Here is a 25033-nt window from a genome sequence, read left to right on the forward strand (position 1 = left end):
TCATTTCGTTCTGCGTGAATTTCCCCCGCCCTGGCTTTTCCTGCCCGGAATTCCGCACGCATCTCCATCACTTCGGCATTCCCATCACTTTGGCCTACGGAGTCCTGCCATGCCGTCTCTGCCTGCCCCGGGCATCGATCGCCGTCTGTTCCTGACCTCGCTGCTCGGCGTCACCGCCGCTGCCGCCGGCCTCACCGGCTGCGCCGAGAGCAGCGCCGCCGACGCGGCCGAGGGTGCCTCCACCGCCCCGCTCGCCGCCAAGGTTCCCGCCGGAACCAGCCTGAAGATCGCCTCGTATCAGGGCACCCAGCAACTCCAGTTCAGACTGGCCAAGTTGGGCGATCCGCCCTTCAAGGTCGGCGGCTGGCTTAACATCGGCGCCGGGCCCGATGTCATCAACGCCTTCCGCTCGGGGTCACTGGACCTCGCCAACAACGCGGGCATCCCGCCGATCCAGGCGTACTACCAGGGCTTCGACGCGAAGATCGTCGCCATCAACATCACCCGCAGGCCCAACTACCTCTTCGCCACCAAGCCCGGCAGCGACATCCGCTCGGTCGAGGACTTCAAGGGCAGGCGGCTCGCCTTCTCGCAGGGCCAGGCACAGGGCGTGGTGCTGCTGCGGGCGCTGAAGAAGGCCGGTCTGAAGTACGACGAGGTGGAGCTGGTCCCGCTGACCAGCAACCAGTTCCTCACCGCCCTGCAGTCCGGCCAGGTGGACATCGCGCCGCTCGGCAACACCCAGGCGCCCGCGTATCTGGCGCAGTACGAGGCCAAGGGCGCCCGCACCATCACCACCGACGTCGTCGACCTGCTCAACCTGCTGTGGGCGCCGGTCTCCGTGCTGAACGACCCCGCGAAGGCGGCCGCGGTCGCCGCGTACATCCCGTACTGGGCCAAGGGCCAGGTGTGGACGTACGAGAACCCCGACATCTGGAACGAGGAGTTCTACGTCAAGACCCAGAACCTGACCCTCGCGCAGGCGAAGTCCATCTCCGAGCTCGCCAACAAGCCGCTGTTCCCGCCGAGTTGGGACGAGGCGATCAAGTGGGAGCAGGAGACCGCGGATCTGCTCGCGGAGGGCGGCTTCGTGAAGAAGTTCGACGTCGGCTCTCTCTTCGACCACCGCTTCGAGGGCATCGCCGCGAAGTCCGTACCCGCGCAGTACCGGAGGTGACGGCCATGACCACCACGACCGTGAGCACAGCACCGCCCCTCGCAAAGCCGGATCCGCGGCCGGACCGCCGCGTCCGCCGGCGCCGCTCCCTCTCCCCCGGCAAACGCGTCCCCGCCGCCCGCCTGGTGGGCCCCGCCCTCCTCATCGTCCTGTGGGCCGCCGCGTCCGCCGCCGGGGCACTGGACCCCGGCGCGATCCCCGCGCCCTGGACGGTGCTGGACACCGGCGCCCACCTGTGGACCGCCGGGACCCTGCCCGACGACATCCTGACCTCGCTGCAACGCGCCGGGACCGGGTTCGTCCTCGGCCTCGCCGCCGGGGTCACCCTCGCGCTGGCCTCCGGGCTCAGCCGGACCGGGGAGGCACTGATCGACGGGACGGTGAACCTCAACCGGGCGATCCCGACCCTCGGTCTGATCCCCCTGTTCATCCTCTGGCTGGGCATCGGCGAGACCTTCAAGATCGCCATCATCGCGATCGTCGTCTACATCCCGATCTACCTCAACACGCACGCCGCACTGTCCGGCATCGACAGCCGCTTCGTCGAACTCGCCGAGGTGCAGGGGCTGAACCGGCTGCAGTTCATCCGTCAGATCGTCGTCCCCGGTGCCCTGCCCGGATTCTTCGTGGGGCTCCGGCTCGGGGTGACCGGGTCCTGGCTGGGCCTGGTGGTCCTGGAGCAGATCAACGCCACCAGCGGACTCGGCTACATGATGTTCCAGGCGCAGAACTACGGCCAGACGGACGTCATCCTCGTCGGCCTCGTCGTCTACGGCATCTTCGGCCTCGTCTCCGACAGCACGGTCCGCATCGTCGAACGGAGGGTGCTGTCGTGGCGCCGCACACTGAGCAGCTGACCCGCCCCGCCGTCCAGCTCCGCGGACTGACCCGCTCCTTCGGCGGACGTACGGTCCTCGACGGCATCGACCTCGATCTGCCGGCCGGTCAGTTCACCGCGCTGCTCGGGCACAGCGGCTCCGGCAAGAGCACCCTGCTGCGGGCCGTCGCGGGCCTCGACCACGAGGTGGCCGGGAGCGGGCAGCTCACCGCGCCGGGCCGGGTGTCCGTGGTCTTCCAGGACTCGCGGCTGCTGCCTTGGCGGCGGGTGCTGGACAACGTACTCCTCGGTCTCGATGGCAAGGACGCGGAGCGGAAGGGGCGCGAGGCCCTCGAAGAGGTGGGGCTGAAAGGCCGCGAGCGGGCCTGGCCGAGCGAGCTGTCGGGTGGTGAGGCACAGCGGGCGGCGCTGGCTCGCTCGCTCGTCCGGGAGCCCGAACTGCTTCTCGCCGACGAGCCGTTCGGGGCGCTGGACGCCCTGACCCGCATCAAGATGCACGCGCTGCTGCGGGAGCTGTGGGAGCGGCATCGGCCCTCGGTGCTGCTGGTCACCCATGACGTGGACGAGGCGATCGTGCTGGCTGACCGGGTGCTCGTGCTGGAGCAGGGGCGTATCGGGCTCGATCTGACCATCGACCGTGATGCGCGGGCGCGCGGTGAGTACCGGTTGCGGCTGCTTGCGGCGCTGGGCGTGACCGAAGACGTCCGGTGACCGGCGGCTGTCGCGAGCTCGGGTGTTTTTCGCCCCCGCCGCCCCTACCCGTCCCGTCCCCGGGGGCTGCCGCCCCCGGACCCCCGCTTCGGCCCTGAACGGGCCTCGTCCTCAAACGCCGGACGGGCTGAAATACCTGGACCGGCGCTCGTCAGTCCCCCCCCCACCCCGCCCCACCTGTCCAAAAACGTCCCCCCACCTGCCCAAGCCAAGGGACACCCATGACCAGACAGCTCCACCTCAACGCCTTCCTCATGAGCACCGGCCACCACGAGGCCTCCTGGCGGCTCCCCGAGAGCGACCCGCACGCCCACGTGGACCTGGCGCACTACGTCAATCTGGCCCGCATCGCCGAACGCGGCACCTTCGACTCCCTCTTCCTCGCCGACGGCCCCCAGCTGTGGAGCAACCTCGCCCAGCGACCCGCCGGCGCCCTGGAGCCGCTCACGCTGCTGACCGCCCTGGCGACGGCCACCGAGCACATCGGGCTCATCGCCACCGCCTCCACTTCCTACAACTCCCCCTACAACCTGGCCCGCAAGTTCGCCTCCCTCGACATCATCAGCGGCGGCCGGGCGGGCTGGAACATCGTCACCACCGCCGGTGCCGAGGCCGCCCGGAACTTCGGTCTGGACGCCGAACCCGCCCACGCCGAGCGGTACGCCCGTGCCGCCGAGTTCCTGGACGTCGCCCGGAAGCTCTGGGACAGCTGGGAGGACGACGCGATCGTCGCCGACAAGGCGGCCGGCGTATGGGGCGACGACGCCAAGATCCATCCGCCCCGGCACGCAGGGACGTACTTCAGGGTCGAGGGTGCCCTCAACGTCCCCCGCTCACCGCAGGGTTATCCGCTGCTCGTGCAGGCGGGGTCCAGCGAGGACGGAAAGGCCTTCGCCGCCCGGTACGCGGAGGCGGTGTTCACCGCACAGCAGACCATCGAGGACGCGCGGGCCTTCTACGCCGACCTCAAGGCACGTACGGCCGCCGCCGGCCGGGACCCCGAGCACATCAAGGTGCTGCCCGGCATCGTCCCGGTGATCGGCTCGACGGAGGCCGAGGCGCGGGCGGCCGAGCGGGTTCTGGAGGACCACATCGTGTACCGGCACGGTGTCGGCCGCTTGGAGAGCCTGCTGCAACTCGACCCCGGGACCCTGGAGTTGGACGGCAGGCTGCCCGTCGATCTACCGCCCGAGGACGCCATCGAGGGCGCCAAGAGCCGCTACACACTCGTCGTCGAACTGGCCCGGCGTGAGCGGCTCACCGTGCGGCAGCTCATCGGGCGGCTCGGCGGGGGCCGTGGTCACCTCACCTTCGCCGGTACGCCCGAGCAGGTCGCCGACGCCATCGAGACGTGGTTCACGCAGGGCGCCGCCGACGGCTTCAACATCATGCCCCCGGTCCTCCCCTCCGGCCTCGACGCCTTCGTCGACCACGTCGTCCCGATCCTGCGCGCCCGCGGCCTGCTCCGCACCGAGTACGGCCCCCGCCAGACCCTCCGGGAGCGCTACGGCCTCCCCCGCCCCGCCAACCAGTACACCGTCCGGGAAACCGCCCTCGTCTGAAAGGACCCACCCATGTCCGGCATCGAGATCCACAAGGTCACCGCACACATCGGCGCCCGTGTCCTTGGCGTCGACATCTCCCAGCCCCTCGGTGAGGAGACGGTCGCCGCGCTGCGCGAGGCCCTCAACGTCCACAAGGCGCTCGTCTTCGACGACGTGAACCTCGACGACGAGAGCCAGCAGGCCTTCGTCCGCCACTTCGGCGACGTCACCACCGCCCACCCGACGGTCTCCTCCGTCGCCGGTGTCCCGAACGTCCTGCCCGTCGACAGCGAGCGCGGCCGCGCCGCCAACCACTGGCACACCGACGTCACCTTCGTCCTCAACCCGCCGCAGGCCACCACCCTGCGCAGCATCACCATCCCGCCGTACGGCGGTGAGACCCTGATCGCCAGCTCGGCGGCCGCCTACCGTCAGCTGCCCGAGCCGCTGCGGCAGCTGGCCGACACGCTGTGGGCGGAGCACACCAACGACTACGACTACGCCGTGCCGGACGAGGAGGTCGACGACCAGCAGGCCGCCCAGCGCGCCCAGTTCACGTCGATCAAGTACCGCACGGTCCACCCGGTCGTCCGCGTCCATCCGCTGACCGGTGAGCGCGGCCTGTTCATCGGTGGGTTCGCGCAGCGGATCGTGGGGCTCTCGCCGGGCGAGTCCCGCAAGATCCTTGACCTGTTCCAGGCGTACGTCACCCGGCCGGAGAACGTCCTTCGCCACCGCTGGTCGGAGAACCAGCTGGTCGTCTTCGACAACCGCATCACCCAGCACTACGCCATCGACAACTACGACGGCCTGCCGCGCCGTCTGCACCGGGTGACCGTCGCCGGTGACGTGCCGGTCGGCATCGAGGGCAAGGAGAGCTACTCGATCGAGGGGGACGCGTCGCACTACACGCCGGTCGCCGCGTGAGCGTGGCTTCACGCACAGTGCGGCGAGTGTCCGCATAGTGGACAGCCTCTCCTTCTGAGCGGAGAGGCTGCCCAGACTGTGGGCGTTTTTGCCCTCTCACGCATTGGACGAGCCGCGCCCATGCAGAACAGCACCACGGAGACACCCGCTCAGACGGCGGACGTCTCCCCCGGACTGAACCACGGCCTCAAGCAGCGCCACCTGTCGATGATCGCCCTCGGCGGTGTCATCGGCGCGGGCCTGTTCGTGGGCTCCGGCGCCGGTATCGCCGCCGCCGGCCCCTCGATCGTCATCGCCTACGTCCTCTCCGGCCTCCTCGTGATGCTGGTGATGCGGATGCTCGGCGAGATGTCGGCCGCGTACCCCTCCTCCGGCTCCTTCTCGGCGCACGCCGAGCGGGCGATCGGCCCGTGGGCGGGCTTCACGGCCGGGTGGTCGTTCTGGGTCCTGCTCTGCACGGCCGTGGGCCTGGAGGGCATCGGCGCCGCGAAGATCGTCACGACCTGGCTGCCTCAGACGCCCGAGTGGGGCTGGGTGGCCCTGTTCATGGTCGTCTTCTGCGGCGCGAACCTCGCCGCCGTGAAGAACTTCGGCGAGTTCGAGTTCTGGTTCGCGGCGCTGAAGGTCGGCGCGATCAGCCTGTTCCTCGTCCTGGGCGGGCTGGCGATCGCGGGCGTCCTGCCGGGCACGGACGCCCCGGGCACCGCGAACCTCACGGGTGCGGGCGGCTTCCTCCCGAACGGCACCGAGGGCCTGATCATCGGCCTGCTCGCCTCGGTCTTCGCGTACGGCGGCATGGAGACGGTCACCATCGCCGCCGCCGAGTCGGAGAACCCGGTCAGCGGCGTCGCGAGCGCGGTCCGCACGGCCATGTGGCGCATCGCCCTCTTCTACATCGGCTCGATGGCGGTCGTCGTCACCCTCGTCCCCTGGGACTCCAAGGAGATCGTCGACAAGGGCCCGTACGTCGCCGCCCTCGACCACCTCGGCATCCCCGGCGCCGGCCAGCTGATGAACGTCGTGGTCCTGGTCGCCCTGCTGAGCGCCATGAACGCCAACATCTACGGCTCCTCGCGCATCGCGTACTCCCTCGTCCAGCGCGGACAGGGACCTGCGGCGCTGGGCCGCGTGTCGGGCGGCGTCCCGCGGATCGCCGTACTCGCCTCCTGCGTGTTCGGCTTCGTGTGCGTGGTGCTGAGCTACTGGCGTCCGGACGACGTCTTCCCGTGGCTGCTGAACATGATCGGCGCGGTCATCCTCGTCGTCTGGATCTTCATCGCCGTCTCCCAGCTGCGGCTGCGCAGCCGGCTGGAGCGCGAGACGCCGGAGAAGCTGGTCGTACGGATGTGGGCGTTCCCGGTGCTGACCTGGGTCGCGCTGGCGGGGATGGTGGCGATCTTCGTACTGATGGCCCGGGAGCCGGACACGCGGGTGCAGCTGTACTCGACCGGGGGGATGACGGTGGCCCTGGCGGCGGTCGGGTACGCGTGGCAGCGGGCACGCGCCAAGAGCTGACACCCCCTCCTACGGCGTGAAAGCCCCCGTGTGATCCACACGGGGGCTTTTTGCTGTTAGCTTGTTGTTGCAAGCCACTTGCAATAAGAGGATCTGAGGGGACCCGTCATGCCCGTCTACACACTCCCGGAACTGCCCTACGACTACTCCGCGCTCGCGCCCGTGATCAGCCCCGAGATCATCGAGCTGCACCACGACAAGCACCACGCGGCCTATGTGAAGGGCGCCAACGACACGCTGGAGCAGTTGGCCGAGGCGCGGGACAAGGAGTCGTGGGGGGCGGTCAACGGCCTGGAGAAGAACCTCGCCTTTCATCTGTCGGGGCACATCCTGCACAGCATCTACTGGCAGAACATGACCGGCGACGGCGGCGGCGAGCCGCTCGCGGCCGATGGGGTGGGTGAGCTGGCGGACGCCATCGCCGAGTCCTTCGGGTCCTTCGCGGGCTTCAAGGCGCAGCTGTCCAAGGCGGCCGCGACCACGCAGGGTTCGGGCTGGGGTGTGCTGGCGTACGAGCCGCTGAGCGGGCGGCTGATCGTCGAGCAGGTCTACGACCACCAGGGCAACGTCGGGCAGGGCGCCACGCCGATTCTCGTGTTCGACGCCTGGGAGCACGCCTTCTACCTCCAGTACAGGAATCAGAAGGTCGACTTCATCGAGGCGATGTGGGCCGTCGTCAACTGGCAGGACGTGGCCAGGCGTTACGCGGCCGCCAAGTCACGTACGGACGTCCTGCTGCTGGCGCCGTGACGGCGAGCCGCCCGTAACAGTCGTCCTGCCTCGTGATCGTCTTCTCACCCTTCACGAACGGCAGGCGGAAGGAAGGAAGCCCCCGCGAGGACGTGACTCGCGGGGGCTTCCCGTTGCCGGAGGGGCGGACGTCAGGGCTTGCGGCCCAGTCCGCCGTGCTGGCCGATCGGCCGGGCGTTCTCGTCGCCCGGCTCGGGGTGCCACAGCGGGACGGAGACGATGCCGGGGTCCACCAGGTCCAGGCCGTCGAAGAAGGCGGCGATCTGGTCGACCGGGCGGAGGAAGTACGGGACGGCGCCGGTCTCGTTGTAGGTGTCCTGGGCGTGTTCGTAGGCCGGGTCGGTGCCTCGGGAGCCCTCGTTGAGGGAGAGGTAGCTGCCGGAGGGGAGGCCGGCCAGGAGGCGGCGGACGAGGTCGCGGGCCTGGTCGTGGTCGGCGACATGGCCGAGGATGCCGCTGAGGATCAGGGCCGTGGGGCGGGTCAGGTCGAGGGTCCGGGACGCGGCCTCGAGGATCTTGTCCGGCTCGTAGAGGCTCAGGTCCTCGTACGCCGTCACGCCCTGCGGGGTCGAGGCGAGCAGGGCACGGGCGTGCGCCAGGACCAACGGGTCGTTGTCAACGTAGACGATCTTCGACTCGGGGGCGAGGCGCTGGGCGACCTCGTGGGTGTTGTCGACGGTGGGCAGCCCGGTGCCGACGTCCAGGAACTGGCGGACGCCCGCCTCCGTGACCAGGTACCGGATGCTGCGGCCCAGGAACGCGCGGCTGCTGCGGGCGATGGTGACGATGCCGGGGAAGACGGCGGTGTAGGCGTCGCCGGCCGCCTCGTCCACCGGGTAGTTGTCCTTGCCGCCCAGCCAGTAGTTCCAGATGCGGGCCGAGTGCGGTACCGAGGTGTCGATCTCCGTCATGGGCACATGGTGCTACGGGACGTCCGGCTCACAGGGCACATTGAGGGAGAGAAGTGCGGCGGATCCGTCGGATTTTACGAGGAGTTCGCTGATCGCCGCGTTGCGCAACCGCGGGAACACTCTGCGGTACTCCCCGGCCGGGATGGACAGCAAGGTGCACAGCACCAGACGGAACAGGGTGTTGTGGGCCACGACCAGGACGCGTTCGCCCGGGTGCGCGGCGGCGATGCGGCGCAGGGCGGCCGCCCCGCGGTCGGCGGCGGCTGCAGGGTCCTCCGCCGCCGGGAACGGGTGGGCCACCGGGTCGGTGCGGAAGGCCTGCGCGGCCGCCGGGTCCTCGGCCGCGAACTCCGCGAGCGTACGGCCCTCCAGCACCCCGAAGTCGCATTCACGCAGACCGGGTTCGCGGTGCGGGGTGAGACCGAGGGCCTTGCAGGCGGGTTCGGCGGTGATGACGGCACGGGACAGGGGCGACGTCCAGATCGCGTCGACCGGGTGGGCGGCGGCCCAGCGGCCGAGGGCCTCGGCCTGGGCGCGGCCCGTGTCGGTGAGGGGCACCTCGCTCACGCCGGCGTAGCGGTTCTCGGCGTGCCAGATGGTCTGTCCGTGACGGGTGAGGAGGAGGGTCGTGCCGGTGGTCATAGGGCGTGGTCCTTGGGGGCGTTGGCCGGTGCTCGGAGTCGGTGCGGGCGCGAGGTTGGGGCGCTCGCCCGCGCTTGCGGGGTGCCGCCTCTCTTCGGGACGGGTGCCGCCCCAGGCGGCACGAATGCCCGCAGCTGGGCGGGGGGACCCGCAGCTGGGCGGGCGGCGGAGCCGCAGCTCGGCGGGAACGGCTGGGGGGCGCGGCAGCCGCGTACTCACGAGCCAGCAGTATCCACCTCCACGCGTGCATGTGCGTGCGCCGCGACCGGGGGAGGGAGCCAGCCCCGGGTCGTGAGCTCGTCGATGAGGCGGGCGTACGGCTCCGCGAAGCGTGCGGTGCGGTCGGGGTGGGGTTCGACGGTCACGCCGGTGCGGACCATGGCCTCCGCGGCCTCCGGCAGACCCGGCGCCGCGCCCGCCCCGTACGCCGCCAGCGCCGCCATCCCCAGGGCCGGTTCCGTCTGCTGCGGTACGCGGGCCGGGCGGCCCAGGATGTCGGCGCGCAGTTGGTTCCAGTACGGGCTGCGGGCGGCGCCGCCCGTGAAGGTGAGGGGGCCGTCGAGGGGGGCGCCCAGGTGGTGCAGGTAGTCCAGGCACAGGCGTTCCGTGAAGGCGACGCCCTGGAGGAGCGAGGCCCACAGGTCGCCGTCGGACTCCGGTTCGCCCAGGGCGAGCGCGGAGGCGTCCGGGGCGAGGAAGGGGAAGCGCTCGCCGGGGGAGACCAGGGGGTAGGTGATCGCGCCGGACGGCTCGTACGCGGCGGCCAGCTTGTCCATGGCCGCCGGGTCGGCGCCGGGGAACGCCGCCGTGAGCACGCCGGCGCCCACGCTGGAGGCGCCGCCGGGCAGCCAACTCCCGTCCGGCGCACGGTGGTTGTAGACCACGCCGGTCGCGTCCCGGACCGGGGTCGGGGACGCGCCCTTGAGGACCAGCGTGGTGCCGAGCACCGAGTTCCAGGAGCCGGGGCGCAGGGCGGCGGAGGCGATCTGGGCCGCGCAGCCGTCGGTCATCCCGGCGATGACCGGGGTGCCGGCGGGGATGCCGGTGGCCTCCGCGGCCGTCGGGGAGACCTCACCGAGGAGGCTGCCGGGGCGTACGACGTCGGGGAACGCCCGCTCCGGGAGCCCCAGCTGAGGCAGCGCGGTCGGCCAGGCGTCGCGCTCCAGGTCGTAGCCGGTCTTGAGGGCGTGGCTGGAGTCGGCCGGGGGGAGTTCGCCGGTGAGGAGGGAGACGATCAGGTCCGGCTGGTGGGTGATCCGGCCCTGACCGTAGGCCTCGGTCAGCCACAGCGCCTTCGGAAGCGCCCAGGTGTCCTGCACCGCGAGCCCCGTCGCCCGCGCCCGTGCCGCCTCCTGCGTCGCGCGCCGGTCGTCGTACATCAGCGCCGGGCTCATCGGCCGCCCCGCCCCGTCCGTCAGCAGTACGGTCCCGGACGTCCCGCACACCGCGAGCGCGCCGACCCGCACCCGGGAGTGCCCCCGCAGCGCGGCCCGGGACGCCGCGCACAGCCCCTCCCACCACTCCCCCGGATCCTGCTCGTGCCGCGCCCCGTCCCGCCGCCCGGCGAGCGGGGCCGAACCGCCGCCGAGGACGGTGCCGTCCCCGGTGACCAGCAGGGCCCGGACACTCTGGGTCCCCAGGTCGATCCCGAGCCACGCCTCCTGCTCGTCCGCCATCCGGACCTCCTGCCCTTGCGGGCCGTTCGCACATCCCGATCCGTGAACTTCTCACTCTGCACTGAGATTTTCCCGTGCGCGAGGGATTGACGCCCAACTTCCGCCGTTCCACCCTCGGTTAACGAGTCGACTCGCCGTGTTAACCCAGCACACCCGGATGGCCGAACCCCACGTGGAGGTCACGGATGGACATGCACGTGCCCGATCGCCGCCGCTTCCTCGCCCTGACCGCCGCGGCCGCCGCGACCCCGCTGCTCGCGGCCTGCGGGGCCGGGTTCGGCGGTGACGACAACAAGAGCGACGGCTCGGCCGCGGACGACGTCACCGGCTCCTTCGACTGGAAGCGGGAGAAGGGAACGACCGTAAAAGCGCTGCTCAACAAGCACCCGTACACGGACGCGCTGATCGCCGACCTGAAGTCCTTCACCGAGAAGACCGGCATCAAGGTCGAGTACGACGTCTTCCCCGAGGACAACTACTTCGACAAGCTCACCGTCGACCTGTCCAGCGGGCGTGCCTCGTACGACGTCTTCATGCTGGGCGCGTACATGGTCTGGCAGTACGGCCCACCCGGCTGGCTCGAAGACCTCGGCCCCTGGATGCGCAACTCCTCGGCCACCGGCGCCGAATGGGACCAGGCCGACTTCTTCCCGAACCTCCTCCAGGCCGACCAGTGGTCCCTGAAGGCGGGCGCGCCGCTCGGGCAGGGCGGGCAGTACGCGCTGCCGTGGGGCTGGGAGACGAACGTCGTCGCCTACAACACGGACGTCTTCACCAAGCTCGGCCTCAAGCCCGCCGAGACCTTCGACGAGCTGCGCGAACTCTCCGGGACCATCAAGCGGAAGGCGCCGGGCGCGGGCTTCGACGGCATGTACGGGATCGCCGTACGGGGGTCGCGCAGCTGGGCCACCATCCACCCGGGCTTCATGACCATGTACGCCCGCAACGGCCTGCGCGACTTCACAGTCCAGGGCGGGAAGCTCACACCCGCCATGAACACCCCGGAGGCCGTCGCCTTCACCGAGGACTGGGCCGGCATGGTCAAGCAGGGCGGGCCGCCGTCCTGGACGTCGTACACCTGGTACCAGTGCTCCAGCGACCTCGGTGCGAAGAAGGCCGGGATGCTGTTCGACGCGGACACGGCGGCCTACTTCCAGGCCGTCGAGGGGGCGAGCCCCGCCTCCGGGAAGATCGCCTTCCACCCCGGTCCGAAGGGGCCGGACGGGTCACTCGCCACCAACATGTGGATCTGGTCGCTCGGCATGAACGCCAAGAGCAAGAAGAAGAGCGCCAGTTGGCTGTTCCTGCAGTGGGCGACCGGCAAGGAGCACCTGCTCAAGAGCGCGATCACGCACAACCACATCGACCCGGTACGGAAATCGATCGCCGATGACGCCGCCTACAAGAACAAGATGAAGAACCTCCCCGGCTTCATCGAGACCTTCGAGACCGTCGTCGACCAGACGAAGATCCAGTTCACCCCGCAGGCCCAGTTCTTCGACGCGACCACCAGCTGGGCCGCCGCCCTCCAGGAGATCTACGGTGGGCAGGGCGCGGAGTCGGTGCTCGACGGGCTGGCGGGCGACCTGGCCGACAAGGTGGGCTAGCGCGATGGGATGGCGGCTGACCCTGCGCCCGTACGTCCTGATCGTCCCCGCCCTGCTGCTGACCTGCGGGATCCTCTACCCCTTCGGACTCGGCCTCTACTACACGCTGTTCGACTTCTCGGCGAGCAAACCGCAGCCGGACATGGTGCGGTTCGAGAACTACGAGACCGTCTTCACGCAGGAGGCCTTCTGGAACTCGGCATGGGTGACGGTGCTGTACGCGGTCGGGGCGGCTGCCGTCGAGACCGTCCTCGGGGTCGCCGTGGCCCTGCTGCTGCACCGGTCGACGATCGTCGGGCGGGTGCTGGAGAAGATCCTCATCCTGCCGCTGATGATCGCCCCCGTCATCGCGGCGATCATCTGGAAGCTGATGCTCCAGCCGTCCGTCGGGGTGATCAACTACCTGCTGAAACCCTTCGGGCTGGGCGGAGTCCAGTGGACGGACACCCCGACCGGCGCACTGCTGTCGTCCATCGCCGTGGACGTCTGGGTCTACACCCCGTTCGTGGCGATCCTCGCCCTCGCCGGCCTGCGTTCGCTGCCCACCTCCCCCTTCGAGGCGGCCGCCGTCGACGGGGCGGGCTGGTGGTACACCTTCCGGCGGCTGACGCTGCCGATGCTGTGGCCGTACGTCCTCGTCGCGGTGATCTTCCGGTTCATGGACTCGCTGAAGGTGTTCGACATCATCTACGCCCTGACGGAGGGCGGCCCGGGCGACTCGACCGTCGTCCTGCAGATCCGGGCGTATCTGGAGGCGATCCGCTTCCAGCGGTACTCCTTCGGGATCAGCTACACGATCGTGCTGTGGGCCGTGGTGTATCTCGCCGCGATGGTGCTGGTGAAGCACCTGGGGAAGATCCAGCGGAAGGCGGCGGAGGTGGCTGCCAAGTGACGCTCAGGAAACGGCTGTCGGGGTGGCTCGCGGACGCCGCCCTCATCCTCTACTTCGTCTTCGCGCTGTTCCCGATCGCCTGGATGGTGATCCTGTCGCTGAAGCCCACGAACCAGCTCTTCTCCACCTACTTCTCCTTCTCGCCCACGCTCGACGGCTACCGCACGGTCCTCGGCGACAGCGAGGGCATCCCGTTCGTCCGGTTCTTCGTCAACAGCCTGGTCGTGTCGCTGGGCGCGGTGGCCCTGTCGCTCCTCGTCGGCCTTCCGGCGGCGTACGCCTCGGCGCGCTGGCGGTTCAAGGGCTCCGAGAACCTGATGTTCACGCTGCTGTCGTTCCGGTTCGCGCCCGAACTGACCGTGATCATCCCGCTGTTCGTGCTGTACCAGAAGCTCGGGCTGTTCGACACGTACGTCGGCATGGTGTGGGTGCTCCAGCTGGTCACACTGCCGCTGATCGTGTGGATCATGCGGTCGTACTTCGCCGACCTCACACCCGAGCTGGAGCAGGCGGCGCTGCTGGACGGCTACAGCCGCAAGCAGGCGTTCTTCAAAGTGGCGATCCCACTGGTCAAGCCCGGTATCGCGGCCGTGTCGCTGCTCGCCTTCATCTTCGCCTGGAACAACTTCGTCTTCCCCCTCATCCTCACCTCCAACGAGGCCCAGACCGTGACCGTCGGCGCCCTGTCCTTCCTAGGCGGCGACCGGCCCAAGTACAACCTCACGGCCGCGGCCGCGCTGGTCTCCGTCGTACCGCCGCTGCTGCTCGCGCTGACGATCCAGCGGTATCTGGTGCGGGGGCTGTCGTTCGGGGCGGTGAAGTCATGAGCACGGCCATCGCGCTGCGCGGGATCCGCAAGACGTACGGGAAGAACACGGCCCTCGACGGACTGGAACTGGACGTGGCGGAGGGCGAGTTCTTCTGTCTGCTCGGCCCGTCCGGCGCGGGCAAGACAACCACCCTCAAAACGGTCGCCGGCCTCGAACAGCCCGATGCCGGCACGGTCGAACTCGACGGCAAGGACATGCGGGGCGTCGAGCCCTACGACCGTGGCGTCGCGATGTGCTTCGAGAGCTACGCCCTCTACCCGCACAAGTCGGCCTACGACAACCTCGCCTCGCCGCTCCGCTCCCCGCGCCACCGCCTCCCCGCCGCGCAGGCCCGGGAGCGGATCGGTGAGATCGCCGAACTCCTCGGCATCTCCGCCCTGTTGGACCGCCCGGTCGGCCGGCTCTCCAACGGCCAGCGGCAGCGCGTCGCCCTCGGCCGGGTCCTGGTCCGCCCCGCCCGCGCCTTCCTCCTCGACGAGCCCCTCTCCCACCTCGACGCCAAGCTGCGCCAGCAGATGCGGGCCGAGCTGAAGGCGATCGGGGCCGTGCAGCGCACGACCACCCTGTACGTCACCCACGACTCCGTCGAGGCGCTGGCGCTCGGCGACCGGATCGGGGTCATCCGGGACGGGCGGCTCGTGCAGACGGGCACGCGGGAGGAGATCTGGTACCGGCCCTCCGACACGGAGGTCGCGCGGGCCTTCGGACGGCCGCGGATCAATCTGCTGCCGGGAGTGGTGACGCAGGACGGGGGGTTCCGTTCGGCGGACGGGACGATCGAGCTGCCGGTCGGTGCGCAGGCGGCTCCCGGCACCGACGTACTGATCGGGCTGCGCCCCCGCGACATCACCCTGCACGGCCCCGGGCACGAGCTCACCGGCACCGTCTATGTCACCGAGGTGCTCGGGCGGTCCGTCGAGGTCACCGTCCGGCTGGGCGAGCAACAGGTGTCGCTGGTCGCCCCGCGCTCCGACACGACGGGGCTGCGGCCCGACGATCCGGTCCGGCTGTCGGTCCGGCCTGAGAACCTGCTGCTGTTCGAGGCCGACCGGCCGGAGCGCCCAGGACGACGGATCGAGACACGATGAGCACCAGCAACAGCACCCCGCAACAGGGTCCCGCCGCCCGTCAGGCCGCCATGGCCGAGCGGGTCCTCGCCGACGGCTCCGCGACGGCCGCCGAGCTGGCCGAGCACTTCGGGGTGAGCCTGATGACGATCCACCGCGACCTCGACGAGCTGGAACGGCAGGGCATCGTAAGGAAGTTCAGGGGCGGAGTGACGGCCCAGCCGTCCGGTGTCTTCGAGTCGAACGTGCAGTACCGCCTGAAGACCATGCGCGCCGAGAAGGCCGCCGTCGCCGACCGCGCGCTGAAGCTGATCGAGCCCGGCATGGCGATCATGCTGGACGACTCCACCTCCACCCTGGAGATAGCCCGCAGACTGCGCCTCGGCGAGACAACCCCCCTCACGGTCGTCACCAACTTCCTGGAGGCGATCAATCTCCTCTCCGACCAGCGCGGCATCCACCTGATGGCCCTCGGCGGCGACTACGACCCGCTGCACTCGTCGTTCCTCGGCGTGTCCTGCGTCGAGGCGATAGAGCAGCTGCGCGTGGACGTCTGCTTCGCGTCGACGTCGGCCGTGCGCGGGGGTTACGCCTACCACCAGGAGCAGCACATCGTGTCGGTGAAGCGGGCCATGCTCGACGCGGCCGCCCGCAACGTCCTGCTGATCGACCACACCAAGCTCGCCAGGGTCGCCCTGCACCGGGTGGTCCCGCTCTCCCGCTTCGACCTGCTCCTCGTGGACGACGGGGCGTCGGCTCAGGCGCTGCGGGACCTGGACGAGCACAAGGTCACCTACGAAGTCTGCGCCCGGACAGGTCCTGGGGCACCGACCGTGACGAAGGGCAGCGATGACCGAGCTGGAGCTACGTGATCTGCGCAAGACCTATTCGGCGCGGGGCCGACCGTCGGTGGAGGCCGTACGCGGCATCGACCTGACCCTGCGCTCCGGCGAGCTGCTCGGCCTCCTCGGCCCGTCGGGCTGCGGAAAGTCGACCACCCTGCGGATGATCGCCGGCCTGGAGACGGTGACCGGCGGGGACATCCTGGTCGGCGGTTCGTCGGTGACCGCCCGCCCGGCGCAGCAACGCAACATCGGCGTCGCCTTCGAGAACTACGCCCTCTACCCACCCCTGACGGTGGCGGAGAACCTGGCCTTCGGCCTGAAGGCCCGCAGACGAGCCGACCGGGGCGACGTCGACCGCAAGGTCAAGGAGATCGCCGAACGAGTCGACCTCACCCCCCTTCTCGACGCCCGCCCCGCCGGCCTCTCCAGCGGCCAGAAGCAGCGCGTGTCCCTGGCTCGCGCCCTGATCCGCGAACCGGACGTGCTGCTCCTGGACGAACCCCTGTCCCACCTCGACGCGGCCCAGCGCGACACGACCCGCCGCGAACTCAAACGCATCCAACGCGACCTGGGCCACACCACCATCCTGGTCACCCACGACCAGGAGGAGGCCCTCTCCCTCGCCGACCGGATCGCCGTGATGAAGGACGGCGTCATCCAACAGCTCGGCACCCCCTACGAGATCTACGACAGCCCGGCCAACGTGTTCGTCGCGGACTTCGTCGGCGAGCCCGCGATCAACCTCCTGCCCGGCATCGCGGACACCGACGCCCACGCCCGCCTCTCCGACACCCTGCGGATCGCCCTGCCGGTACCGGTGACGGCAGGCCGGAAGGTGATCGTCGGGATCCGCCCGGAGGACCTGGCACTCACCGGCGCCGACGGCCTTCCGGCCCGCGTCGTGGCCCACGAGCCCCTCCTCGAATCGGGCATCGCGACCCTCGCCCTCGACGGCGTCGAACGCCCCCTCGTCGTCCTCACCGCCCCCGAGGTACGCCTCGCCCACGACGACCGCGTCCACGTCACCGCCGACCCTCACCTCACCCATGTCTTCGACGCCGAGACAGGAGACTCCCTTCGATGACCAACGGGAACAGCGTGCGCGTGGTGGCCGCAGGCGATCACTTCATCCTGCCGTCGCTCATCACCGAGGCGCTCGGTCACCAACTCACCTGCGACGTGGACGAATTGACTCTCGGCTGGCCCCTTGATCCCTTCGGCCCGGTGGCCGAGGTGACGGAGGCGAGTGACGCCGAGGACGAGCTGATCGACGCGCTGGCGGGTGCGCAGGTGCTGGTCACCCAGATGGGCCCGGTGACCGAACGCGTCCTCGACGCCTGCCCGGACCTGCGGCTGGTGGTCGTGTGCCGGGGCGGCCCGGTCAACGTCAACCTGGACGCGGCCAAGCGACACGACGTCCGCGTCTGTTACGCCCCCGGCCGCAACGCCGCCGCCACCGCCGAGTTCACCGTCGGCCTGATGCTGGCGGCCCTGCGCCGGATCCCGCAGGCCCATGACCTCCTGGCCCGGCAGGGCAGTTGGGAGGGGGCGACGTACTACACGTACGAGCACAGCGGCCTGGAGCTGGAGGACCTGCCGGTCGGACTCGTCGGCTACGGGGCGGTGGGCAGCAGGGTCGCACGCGTGCTGTGCGCGTTCGGTGCGCGGGTCATGGTGTACGACCCGTACGTCCACGGCGAGATCCACGGCCTGCGGATCACCTCCCTCGACGACCTCCTGCGCCGCTCCCGCGTCATCACCCTGCACGCCCGCCTCACCACCGAGACCCGCGACCTGATCGGCGCCCGCGAACTCGCCCTGCTGCCCCAGGGCTCGGTGGTCGTGAACGCGGCACGGGGGCCGCTGCTGGACGAGGAGGCGCTGTGCGACGCGCTGGAGAGCGGGCACTTGTCGGCCGCGGCCCTGGACACCTACGTACAGGAACCCCTGCCCCCGCACTCACGGCTGCACGCCCTCGCCGACCGCGTGGTCCTTACCCCACACCTGGGCGGAGCGTCCCGCGCGGTGGCGGAGAAGGCGGCGGCGATCGCGGCGGCGGAGGTGGGCCGCTGGGCGCGTGGAAAGCCACTCGCGCACTGCCTGACCTGAGAGCCGGTTGCGCGAGAGCCGGTTTCGGGCGCGTGCCCACCAACCTCACCGGGCCGACGACACCGGCCGCGAGGGAGCCGAAGGGCGCGCCGGTGTCGAGACGGCTGGGGGTACCCCCTCTGGGGGAGCGCGGAGGCGCGAAGCGCTGAGCACGATCGCCGTCTCGACACCGGCTGAAAGCGCCCGGAGGCGACCGAGCCAAACATTCGGCACACCGGCTGCAAAAGGTACGTCCAAGCCGACCGAGCAAAAACATGAGGAGCCGCGTCATGTACGTCGGTATCGATGTAGGCACGTCCACGGTGAAGGCCGCAGCCTTCGACGCCACCGGCCGTGAACTGGCCGTCGCGGCCCGCCCGGTGGGCCTCGCGCTGCACGGCGGGGTGGTCGAGCAGGACATGGACGAGCTGTACGGCGCGGTCGTCGCCGTGCTCCAGGAGGTCACGGAACGCGCCCCGGACCCGGTCGCCCTGGCCGGCCTGACCGGACAGGGCGACGGCGTATGGCTGGTCGACGGGGACGGGCGACCGGTGCGGCCCGCCGCCTCCTGGATGGACGGGCGGGCGCATGAAGTGGTCGACCGCTGGCTGGCGGACGGCACGTTCGAGACGGTGTTCCGGCGGACGGGGAGCGCGATGTTCCCAGGGTGTCCGGGGCCGCTGCTGGCGTGGCTGGACAGTCACGAGCCGAAGGCGCTGGATGCCGCGAGGGCCGCCCTGTACTGCAAGGACATGGTGTTCCAGCGGCTGACCGGGACGGGGCCGACGACGGACGTCTCGGACGCGTCGATGCCGTTCCTGGACCCACACACCCGGACGTACGACAACCGGGTCGTCGAACTGCTCGGTCTGACCCACCGCCGCGGACTCCTCGCCCCCGTCAGCGACCCGATCGCGACCGCGCGGACCCGCGGGGAGGGACTGCCGGCCGGGACGCGGATCGCGAACGGGCCGTACGATCTGCCGGCCTGCGCGCTCGGCGCCGGGGTGACGTCGCCGGGCGACGGTCTCCTCATCGTCGGCACCTGCCTGGCCAGCCTCGTCGCGACCACCGACCTCGACCTGACCGGTGAGCCGGCCGGCCTGTACATCAACACCGACCGCCCCGGGCACTGGCTGCGTGCGATGCCCGCGATGGTCGGTACGGCGGCGCTGGACTGGGTGCTGTCGACGACGGGCGTCCGGCACGAGGAGGTCGACGGGCTGCTGGCCGAGACCCCTCCGGGGGCGAACGGCGTGCGCGTACTGCCGTACTTCGCCCCCTCCGGTGAACGCGCCCCGTTCGTCGAACCCCGCCTGCGCGCCGAACTGTCCGGTGTCTCCCTGGAGTCGACCCGCGCCGATCTGGTCCGGGCGACCTGCGAGGGCATCGGCTACGCGGCCCGGCACTGCCTTCAGGCGGCGGGGCTCACCGGGTCGCTGGCCGTGTGCGGGGGCGGTACGCGCAGCCCTGCCTGGATGCGGCTGCTGGCCGACGTCCTCGGGCGGCCGCTCAGGGTCGTCGAGGGCGAGGTGGGCGCGCGGGGCGCGGTGCTGGCGGCGGCCGAGCGGTACGGGGTGGCGCTGGACGCGCGGGCGTGGACGCGGCCGACGGCGGTCGTCGAGCCGGACGCGGGCCGGGCGGCGTACTACACGAAGGGCTATGAGGAACACCTGACCCGGCTGACGGAGGCGCGCGGCCGGGCACGTGCCTGAAGAGCTGCCTGCCCTCTGCCGTACGACGAAAGGGAGTTGCATGCACCCGAGAGGTAGATCCCGTCGATCCCTGCTGCTCGCGGCCGCGGGCACCACGGCGGCCGCGGCCGTACCCGTGACGGCGGCGGCCGCCGAGCCGGCTGCGGCGAACACCGTCTCCCGCCCGCCGGGGCGGCCGATCGTCATCGGCCACCGTGGCGCGGCCGGCTGGCGCCCGGAGCACACGGCGGCCTCGTACACGTACGCCGTGCAGACCGGCGCCGACTGGATCGAGCCGGACCTGGTGCCGACGAAGGACCATGTGCTGGTGGTGCGGCACGAGAACGAGATCTCGCAGACGACGGACGTGGCGTTCCACCCGGAGTTCGCGGACCGCCGTACGACGAAGACGGTGGACGGGCGGTCGGTGACCGGCTGGTTCACGGAGGACTTCACGCTGGCGGAGCTGAAGACGCTGCGGGCGGTGGAGCGGCTGCCGCAAGTCCGCAACCGCAACACCGTGTTCGACGGCCGTGAGGAGGTGCTCACCTTCCAGGAGGTGGTCGACCTGGCGCGCGGGCTGTCGAAGGCATACGGCCGGACGATCGCCGTCTTCCCGGAGACCAAGCATCCGACGTACTTCCGCGGGCTGGGCCTGGCCCTGGAGCCGAAGCTGGCGGCCGCGATCCGGCGGGGCCGCCTCGGCCCGCGCGAGTGTGTCGTGCAGTCCTTCGAGCCGACGAGCCTGAAGCGGGTCGCGGCGGAGCGGCTGGGGATACCGCTGTGGCAGGCGCTGGGGACGACGGGTGGACCGTACGATCTCGTCTCGTCCGGTGATCCGACGACGTACAAGGACATGATGACGCCGGCGGGGCTGCGGGGGATCGCCGAGTACGCGGACTGGATCGGGCCGGACAAGTCGTCGGTGGCCGGTACGTCCCTCGTCGCGGACGCGCATGCGGCGGGGCTGCGGATCGGGCCGTACACCTTCCGCGCGGAGAACCAGTTCCTGCCGGCGGACTTGCGACGCGGTACCGGAGCCAATGATTTCGGGGACGCGTTCGCGGAGTACGCGCTGTACTACGGGCTGGGGGTCGATGCGGTGGTGACCGACTTCCCGGATCTGGCGGTGATGGCGAGGAGGGGTTGATGACGACGTTCAGACTGTCCGGCCCGACCTGCGGCGGGGTACCAGAGCGAACGATTTCGGGGACGCCTTCGCGGAGTACGCGCTGTACTACGGGCTGGGGGTCGACGCGGTGGTGACCGCCCGCGGCGGAGCCGCTGTTCGATGCAGCCCGGATCTGGCGGTGATGGCGAGGAGGGGTTGATGACGACGTTCAGACTGTCCGGCCCGACCTGCGGCGGGGTACCAGAGCGAACGATTTCGGGGACGCCTTCGCGGAGTACGCGCTGTACTACGGGCTGGGGGTCGACGCGGTGGTGACCGCCCGCGGCGGAGCCGCTGTTCGATGCAGCCCGGATCTGGCGGTGATGGCGAGGAGGGGTTGATGACGACGTTCAGACTGTCCGGCCCGACCTGCGGCGGGGTACCAGAGCGAACGATTTCGGGGACGCCTTCGCGGAGTACGCGCTGTACTACGGGCTGGGGGTCGACGCGGTGGTGACCGCCCGCGGCGGAGCCGCTGTTCGATGCAGCCCGGATCTGGCGGCGATCGCGAGGAGGGGTTGATGATCAGAAGCCGGGCATGCCCGACCTGCGGCACGATGCAGGAGTTCCGCAGGCTCGACGACAAGGAGAGGGCGGCGGTTCGTGCGGCGAAGGGGGACCGTCACTTCGTGAACGACCTCTGGCGCTGTACTGCCGTGGGCTGTCTGACGTATTTCCGCGCCGGCAACCTGGGCGACCGCGACCTCCTCCCCGAGACGTTTCGCAAGGAGGAGGCCGCTGCCGAGGAGTGACCCCTACAGGTTGGAGAAGTCCGGCCCCTTGGTGCGGGTGCGCTTGATCTCGTAGAAGCCCGGCACGGAGGCCACGGCGAGGGTGCCGTCCCAGAGCCTTGCGGCGTCCTCGCCCTTGGGGGCGGGGGTGACGACCGGGCCGAAGAACGCGATCTGCTCGCCGTCGGCGCCGGGGACGGCGATGACCGGGGTGCCGACCTCCTGGCCGACCTTGTCGATGCCCTCCTTGTGGGAGGCGCGCAGCTGCGGCTCGTAGGGGGTGCCGTCCCAGTGGTCCAGGAGGGAGTCCGGCAGGCCGACGTCCTTCAGGGCGGCGGCGACGGTCTCCTTGCCGGGGCCCTCTTCCTTGTTGTGGATGCGGGTGCCGAGCGCGGTGTAGAGGTCGCCGAGCACCTCGGCGCCGTGCTCCTCCTGTGCCGCGATGACGACCCGGACGGGACCCCACGCCTTGGTCTCCAGCAGCTCCCGGTACTGCTCGGGCAGTTCGTCGAGCTTGTCCTCGTTGAGGACGGCCAGGCTCATCAGATGCCAGCGGACCTCTATGTCGCGGACCTTCTCGACCTCCAGCACCCAGCGCGAGGTCATCCAGGCCCAGGGGCACAGGGGGTCGAACCAGAAGTCGACGGGGGTCTTGTCCGACATGTCTCTCCTCAAGGGGAAGCGTTTCCCCGGGGAACGTTCCTGGTCGGTCCGCCCATTCCCGCCTGCTGTGCGTCAGGTGCGCATGACAGGATCGGGGCTGTCCGCATACTGAACATCAACTCAAGGGAGTGCTGCCCGTGCCCGGTGAGAATCTGTCCCGCGACGAGGCCCGGGAGCGGGCTGCCCTGCTGTCCGTCGACGGGTACGACGTGTCCCTCGATGTGCGCTCCGCGCTCGGCGACACAGACCCGGAGGGCGGGGCGCCGCGCACCTTCCGCTCGGTCACCACGATCCGCTTCCGCTGCGCCGAGCCCGGCGCGACCAGCTTCGCGGACCTGATCGCGCCGAGTGTGACCGCCGTCTCCCTCAACGGCAAGGACCTCGACCCGAGCGAGGTCTTCGACGGTGCGCGGATCGTCCTGGAGGACCTCGCCGCCGACAACGAGCTGATCGTCGACGCCCAGTGCGCCTACTCCCGCACCGGCGAGGGCCTGCACCGCTTCGTCGACCCCGAGGACGGCGAGGTGTACCTGTACACCCAGTACGAGCCGGCCGACTCCCGCCGTGTCTTCGCGAACTTCGAGCAGCCGGACCTCAAGGCGCCGTTCCGCTTCGAGGTGCGGGCGCCCGAGGGGTGGACGGTGTGGAGCAACGGGGTGGGTGAACTCGCCGACGAGGTGTGGCGGTTCGCGGAGACCAAGCCGATCTCGACGTACATCACCTGCGTCGTCGCCGGCCCGTACCACTACGTCACGGACTCCTACTCCCGCACGTTCGCCGACGGCACGACGCTTCAGATCCCTCTCGGTGCCATGTGCCGCAAGGGCCTGGCCCCCTACTTCGACGCCGACGACGTCTTCCTGGTGACCAAGCAGGGCCTGGACTTCTTCCACGACCACTTCGACTACCCGTACCCGTTCGGGAAGTACGACCAGGCGTTCGTGCCCGAGTACAACCTCGGCGCGATGGAGAACCCGGGCCTGGTGACCTTCCGGGAGGAGTTCATCTTCCGGGGGAAGGTGACGCGGGCGTCGTACGAGGGCCGGGCGAACGTCGTCCTGCACGAGATGGCGCACATGTGGTTCGGCGACCTGGTCACCATGGAGTGGTGGGACGACCTGTGGCTGAAGGAGTCCTTCGCGGACTTCATGGGCACCTTCGCGAACGTGGGCGCGACCCGCTTCAAGGACGCCTGGATCACCTTCGCCAACCGTCGCAAGGCGTGGGCCTACCGCGCCGACCAGCTGCCCTCCACGCACCCCATCACGGCCGACATCCGCGACCTGCAGGACGCGAAGCTGAACTTCGACGGCATCACCTACGCCAAGGGCGCTTCCGTGCTGAAGCAGCTCGTCGCGTACGTCGGCCAGGACGCGTTCCTGGCGGGTGCGCGGCGCTACTTCAAGCGGCACGCGTACGGCAACACGCGCCTCGGCGATCTGCTGTCCGCGCTGGAGGAGACCAGTGGGCGGGACATGGGGGCGTGGGCGCGTTCCTGGCTCCAGACGGCGGGCGTGAACTCGCTGACGCCGCAGGTGCTGCTGGACGCGGAGGGCCGGATCGACGAGCTGGCGGTGGTGCAGGAGGCCGCCGAGTCGCACCCCGAGCTGCGCCCGCACCGGGTGGCGGTCGGCCTGTACCGGCGGGGTGAGGGCGGCGCGCTGGAGCGGTTCGCGCAGGCCGAGGTGGACGTCGACGGTCCCCGGACGGTCGTGGGGGAGCTGGCGGGCGCTCAGGCCCCGGAGCTGGTGCTGGTGAACGACGACGACCTGACGTACTGCAAGACCCGCTTCGACGAGACGTCCCTGGCCACGCTGCGGGAGCACCTGGGCTCGGTGACCGACCCGCTCGCCCGTGCCCTGTGCTGGTCGGCGCTGTGGAACATGACGCGGGACGCGCTGCTGCCGGCGCGGGAGTTCATCGAGCTGGTCCTGAAGTTCGCGGGGCGCGAGTCCGACATCGGTGTGCTGCAGATGCTGCACGCGTGGGCGAACTCGTCGCTGGTCCACTATGTGGCGCCGCAGTGGCGGCCGACCGGCGAACGGCTGCTCGCCGAGGGCGCGCTGCGGGAGCTGCGGGCCGCCGAGCCGGGCAGCGAGCAGCAGCTGGCGTGGGCGCGGTTCTTCGCGTCGGCGGCGTCGGGAGCGGAGGAGCTGGGACTGCTGCGGGATCTGCTGGAGGGCACGGAGAAGATCGAGGGCCTGGACGTCGACCAGGAGCTGCGCTGGGTGTTCCTGGGGCCGCTGGCCGAGCACGGGGTGGCGGACGAGTCGGTGCTGGCCGCCGAACTGGCCCGCGACGACACCGCCTCCGGCAAGCGCCACCAGGTGCGCTGCCTCGCCGCCCGGCCGTCGGCGGCGGTGAAGGCGCAGGCGTGGGCGCAGGTCGTCGAGTCCGACGCGCTGTCCAACGCGCTCGTCGAGGCGACCATCGCGGGCTTCGCCAAGCCGTCGCAGCGGGAGCTGCTCGCGCCGTACACCGACAAGTACTTCGCGGCGATCGAGCGGGTGTGGGCCGAGCGGTCGATCCAGATCGGCATGGACGTGGTCCGGGGTCTGTTCCCGGGGCTGCAGCAGTCGCAGGCCACGCTGGATGCGACGGACGCGTGGCTCGCGGCCCACGAGGACGCGGCGCCGGCGCTGCGGCGGCTGGTGCTGGAGGCGCGGGACGACCTGGCGCGGGGGCTGCGGGGGCAGGCGTGTGATGCGGCGGCGGCCGCGTCAACCGCATAAGACCTTTGGCCAACGATCACGG

The 25033-nt window shown here is 70.5% G+C and carries 22 protein-coding genes; 18 read left to right on the forward strand and 4 right to left on the reverse strand.

Annotated elements, in window-relative coordinates:
• Positions 1-109: 109 nt before the first annotated feature.
• From EHO50_RS04740 to EHO50_RS04775, 7 genes are all read left to right on the forward strand, one after another.
• On the forward strand, positions 110-1177 hold the full coding sequence (locus EHO50_RS04740) for an ABC transporter substrate-binding protein (protein WP_128428502.1): 1068 nt from the start codon (positions 110-112) through the stop codon (positions 1175-1177).
• Complete coding sequence (locus tag EHO50_RS04745; protein WP_425472128.1) at positions 1174-2034, forward strand: ABC transporter permease; 861 nt, start codon at positions 1174-1176, stop codon at positions 2032-2034. Before EHO50_RS04740 ends, EHO50_RS04745 begins: the two co-directional genes overlap by 4 nt.
• Positions 2010-2726, forward strand: a complete 717-nt coding sequence (locus EHO50_RS04750; protein ID WP_128428504.1) for an ABC transporter ATP-binding protein — start codon at positions 2010-2012, stop codon at positions 2724-2726. Before EHO50_RS04745 ends, EHO50_RS04750 begins: the two co-directional genes overlap by 25 nt.
• 221 nt (positions 2727-2947) lie before the next feature.
• Positions 2948-4288 (forward strand): LLM class flavin-dependent oxidoreductase, encoded by a 1341-nt coding sequence (locus EHO50_RS04760; RefSeq protein WP_128428505.1) that lies wholly within the window; start codon positions 2948-2950, stop codon positions 4286-4288.
• A gap of 12 nt (positions 4289-4300) precedes the next feature.
• Positions 4301-5197: a TauD/TfdA dioxygenase family protein gene (locus EHO50_RS04765; RefSeq protein ID WP_128428506.1), complete on the forward strand. Its 897-nt coding sequence runs from the start codon at positions 4301-4303 to the stop codon at positions 5195-5197.
• A 120-nt stretch (positions 5198-5317) separates the two neighbouring features.
• On the forward strand, positions 5318-6712 hold the full coding sequence (locus EHO50_RS04770; protein WP_128428507.1) for an amino acid permease: 1395 nt from the start codon (positions 5318-5320) through the stop codon (positions 6710-6712).
• 108 nt (positions 6713-6820) lie between these two features.
• Positions 6821-7462: a superoxide dismutase gene (locus tag EHO50_RS04775; RefSeq protein WP_128428508.1), complete on the forward strand. Its 642-nt coding sequence runs from the start codon at positions 6821-6823 to the stop codon at positions 7460-7462.
• 131 nt (positions 7463-7593) lie between these two features.
• Here EHO50_RS04775 and EHO50_RS04780 read toward each other — a convergent pair whose 3' ends face one another.
• The 3 genes from EHO50_RS04780 to EHO50_RS04790 all read right to left on the reverse strand — a co-directional run bounded on the left by EHO50_RS04780 (position 7594) and on the right by EHO50_RS04790 (position 10691).
• A complete protein-coding gene (locus EHO50_RS04780) occupies positions 7594-8373 on the reverse strand; it encodes an SAM-dependent methyltransferase (protein ID WP_128428509.1) in 780 nt (259 codons plus the stop codon).
• 12 nt (positions 8374-8385) lie between these two features.
• Positions 8386-9015 carry a histidine phosphatase family protein gene (locus EHO50_RS04785; protein WP_128428510.1) on the reverse strand — a complete coding sequence of 210 codons (630 nt, stop codon included), beginning with the start codon at positions 9013-9015 and terminating at the stop codon, positions 8386-8388.
• A gap of 215 nt (positions 9016-9230) precedes the next feature.
• The gene (locus tag EHO50_RS04790) at positions 9231-10691 is read right to left on the reverse strand and encodes an FGGY-family carbohydrate kinase (RefSeq protein WP_128428511.1); all 1461 of its coding nucleotides are present in this window, start codon (positions 10689-10691) and stop codon (positions 9231-9233) included.
• 185 nt (positions 10692-10876) lie between these two features.
• Between EHO50_RS04790 and EHO50_RS04795 the strand changes: the two genes are divergently transcribed.
• From EHO50_RS04795 to EHO50_RS04840, 10 genes are all read left to right on the forward strand, one after another.
• Entirely contained in the window at positions 10877-12298 is a 1422-nt protein-coding gene (locus EHO50_RS04795) for an ABC transporter substrate-binding protein (protein ID WP_128428512.1), read from the forward strand.
• 4 nt (positions 12299-12302) lie between these two features.
• Positions 12303-13190: a carbohydrate ABC transporter permease gene (locus tag EHO50_RS04800; RefSeq protein ID WP_128428513.1), complete on the forward strand. Its 888-nt coding sequence runs from the start codon at positions 12303-12305 to the stop codon at positions 13188-13190.
• Positions 13187-14017 carry a carbohydrate ABC transporter permease gene (locus tag EHO50_RS04805; protein WP_128428514.1) on the forward strand — a complete coding sequence of 277 codons (831 nt, stop codon included), beginning with the start codon at positions 13187-13189 and terminating at the stop codon, positions 14015-14017. Before EHO50_RS04800 ends, EHO50_RS04805 begins: the two co-directional genes overlap by 4 nt.
• Complete coding sequence (locus tag EHO50_RS04810) at positions 14014-15108, forward strand: ABC transporter ATP-binding protein (RefSeq protein ID WP_128428515.1); 1095 nt, start codon at positions 14014-14016, stop codon at positions 15106-15108. The genes EHO50_RS04805 and EHO50_RS04810 overlap by 4 nt, the downstream gene beginning before the upstream one ends.
• Positions 15105-15959: a DeoR/GlpR family DNA-binding transcription regulator gene (locus EHO50_RS04815; protein WP_128428516.1), complete on the forward strand. Its 855-nt coding sequence runs from the start codon at positions 15105-15107 to the stop codon at positions 15957-15959. The genes EHO50_RS04810 and EHO50_RS04815 overlap by 4 nt, the downstream gene beginning before the upstream one ends.
• Positions 15937-17016, forward strand: coding sequence for an ABC transporter ATP-binding protein (locus EHO50_RS04820; RefSeq protein ID WP_128428517.1), 1080 nt, complete (start codon positions 15937-15939; stop codon positions 17014-17016). Before EHO50_RS04815 ends, EHO50_RS04820 begins: the two co-directional genes overlap by 23 nt.
• Positions 17013-18041, forward strand: a complete 1029-nt coding sequence (locus EHO50_RS04825; RefSeq protein WP_128428518.1) for a 2-hydroxyacid dehydrogenase — start codon at positions 17013-17015, stop codon at positions 18039-18041. The genes EHO50_RS04820 and EHO50_RS04825 overlap by 4 nt, the downstream gene beginning before the upstream one ends.
• Before the next feature lie 269 nt (positions 18042-18310).
• The gene (locus EHO50_RS04830; protein WP_128428519.1) at positions 18311-19735 is read left to right on the forward strand and encodes an FGGY-family carbohydrate kinase; all 1425 of its coding nucleotides are present in this window, start codon (positions 18311-18313) and stop codon (positions 19733-19735) included.
• Positions 19736-19775: 40 nt separating this feature from the next.
• Positions 19776-20864 carry a glycerophosphodiester phosphodiesterase family protein gene (locus tag EHO50_RS04835; RefSeq protein WP_128428520.1) on the forward strand — a complete coding sequence of 363 codons (1089 nt, stop codon included), beginning with the start codon at positions 19776-19778 and terminating at the stop codon, positions 20862-20864.
• Between the two features lie 542 nt (positions 20865-21406).
• The gene (locus tag EHO50_RS04840) at positions 21407-21637 is read left to right on the forward strand and encodes a hypothetical protein (RefSeq protein ID WP_128428521.1); all 231 of its coding nucleotides are present in this window, start codon (positions 21407-21409) and stop codon (positions 21635-21637) included.
• 3 nt (positions 21638-21640) lie between these two features.
• Here the strand turns inward: EHO50_RS04840 and EHO50_RS04845 are convergent, their stop codons facing one another.
• Positions 21641-22279: a mycothiol-dependent nitroreductase Rv2466c family protein gene (locus EHO50_RS04845; RefSeq protein WP_128428522.1), complete on the reverse strand. Its 639-nt coding sequence runs from the start codon at positions 22277-22279 to the stop codon at positions 21641-21643.
• A 137-nt stretch (positions 22280-22416) separates the two neighbouring features.
• Here EHO50_RS04845 and pepN point away from each other — a divergent pair, with 137 nt between their 5' ends.
• Complete coding sequence (gene pepN, locus EHO50_RS04850) at positions 22417-25011, forward strand: aminopeptidase N (protein ID WP_164904748.1); 2595 nt, start codon at positions 22417-22419, stop codon at positions 25009-25011.
• The last annotated feature ends 22 nt before the right edge of the window (positions 25012-25033 follow it).

The sequence above is a fragment of the Streptomyces cyaneus genome (assembly GCF_004028635.1).
GTDB lineage: Bacteria > Actinomycetota > Actinomycetes > Streptomycetales > Streptomycetaceae > Streptomyces > Streptomyces cyaneus.

What these genes read in the sequence shown, in the direction of transcription:
- EHO50_RS04740 (WP_128428502.1), top strand. Translation starts at nt 110, where the DNA reads ATGCCGTCTCTGCCTGCCCCGGGCATCGATCGCCGTCTGTTCCTGACC.
- EHO50_RS04790 (WP_128428511.1), bottom strand. Translation starts at nt 10,691, where the DNA reads ATGGCGGACGAGCAGGAGGCGTGGCTCGGGATCGACCTGGGGACCCAG.
- EHO50_RS04830 (WP_128428519.1), top strand. Translation starts at nt 18,311, where the DNA reads ATGTACGTCGGTATCGATGTAGGCACGTCCACGGTGAAGGCCGCAGCC.
- EHO50_RS04815 (WP_128428516.1), top strand. Translation starts at nt 15,105, where the DNA reads ATGAGCACCAGCAACAGCACCCCGCAACAGGGTCCCGCCGCCCGTCAG.
- EHO50_RS04765 (WP_128428506.1), top strand. Translation starts at nt 4,301, where the DNA reads ATGTCCGGCATCGAGATCCACAAGGTCACCGCACACATCGGCGCCCGT.
- EHO50_RS04835 (WP_128428520.1), top strand. Translation starts at nt 19,776, where the DNA reads ATGCACCCGAGAGGTAGATCCCGTCGATCCCTGCTGCTCGCGGCCGCG.
- EHO50_RS04825 (WP_128428518.1), top strand. Translation starts at nt 17,013, where the DNA reads ATGACCAACGGGAACAGCGTGCGCGTGGTGGCCGCAGGCGATCACTTC.
- EHO50_RS04775 (WP_128428508.1), top strand. Translation starts at nt 6,821, where the DNA reads ATGCCCGTCTACACACTCCCGGAACTGCCCTACGACTACTCCGCGCTC.
- EHO50_RS04760 (WP_128428505.1), top strand. Translation starts at nt 2,948, where the DNA reads ATGACCAGACAGCTCCACCTCAACGCCTTCCTCATGAGCACCGGCCAC.
- EHO50_RS04800 (WP_128428513.1), top strand. Translation starts at nt 12,303, where the DNA reads ATGGGATGGCGGCTGACCCTGCGCCCGTACGTCCTGATCGTCCCCGCC.
- EHO50_RS04770 (WP_128428507.1), top strand. Translation starts at nt 5,318, where the DNA reads ATGCAGAACAGCACCACGGAGACACCCGCTCAGACGGCGGACGTCTCC.
- EHO50_RS04820 (WP_128428517.1), top strand. Translation starts at nt 15,937, where the DNA reads ATGACCGAGCTGGAGCTACGTGATCTGCGCAAGACCTATTCGGCGCGG.
- EHO50_RS04785 (WP_128428510.1), bottom strand. Translation starts at nt 9,015, where the DNA reads ATGACCACCGGCACGACCCTCCTCCTCACCCGTCACGGACAGACCATC.
- EHO50_RS04840 (WP_128428521.1), top strand. Translation starts at nt 21,407, where the DNA reads ATGATCAGAAGCCGGGCATGCCCGACCTGCGGCACGATGCAGGAGTTC.
- EHO50_RS04845 (WP_128428522.1), bottom strand. Translation starts at nt 22,279, where the DNA reads ATGTCGGACAAGACCCCCGTCGACTTCTGGTTCGACCCCCTGTGCCCC.
- EHO50_RS04780 (WP_128428509.1), bottom strand. Translation starts at nt 8,373, where the DNA reads ATGACGGAGATCGACACCTCGGTACCGCACTCGGCCCGCATCTGGAAC.
- EHO50_RS04795 (WP_128428512.1), top strand. Translation starts at nt 10,877, where the DNA reads ATGGACATGCACGTGCCCGATCGCCGCCGCTTCCTCGCCCTGACCGCC.
- EHO50_RS04810 (WP_128428515.1), top strand. Translation starts at nt 14,014, where the DNA reads ATGAGCACGGCCATCGCGCTGCGCGGGATCCGCAAGACGTACGGGAAG.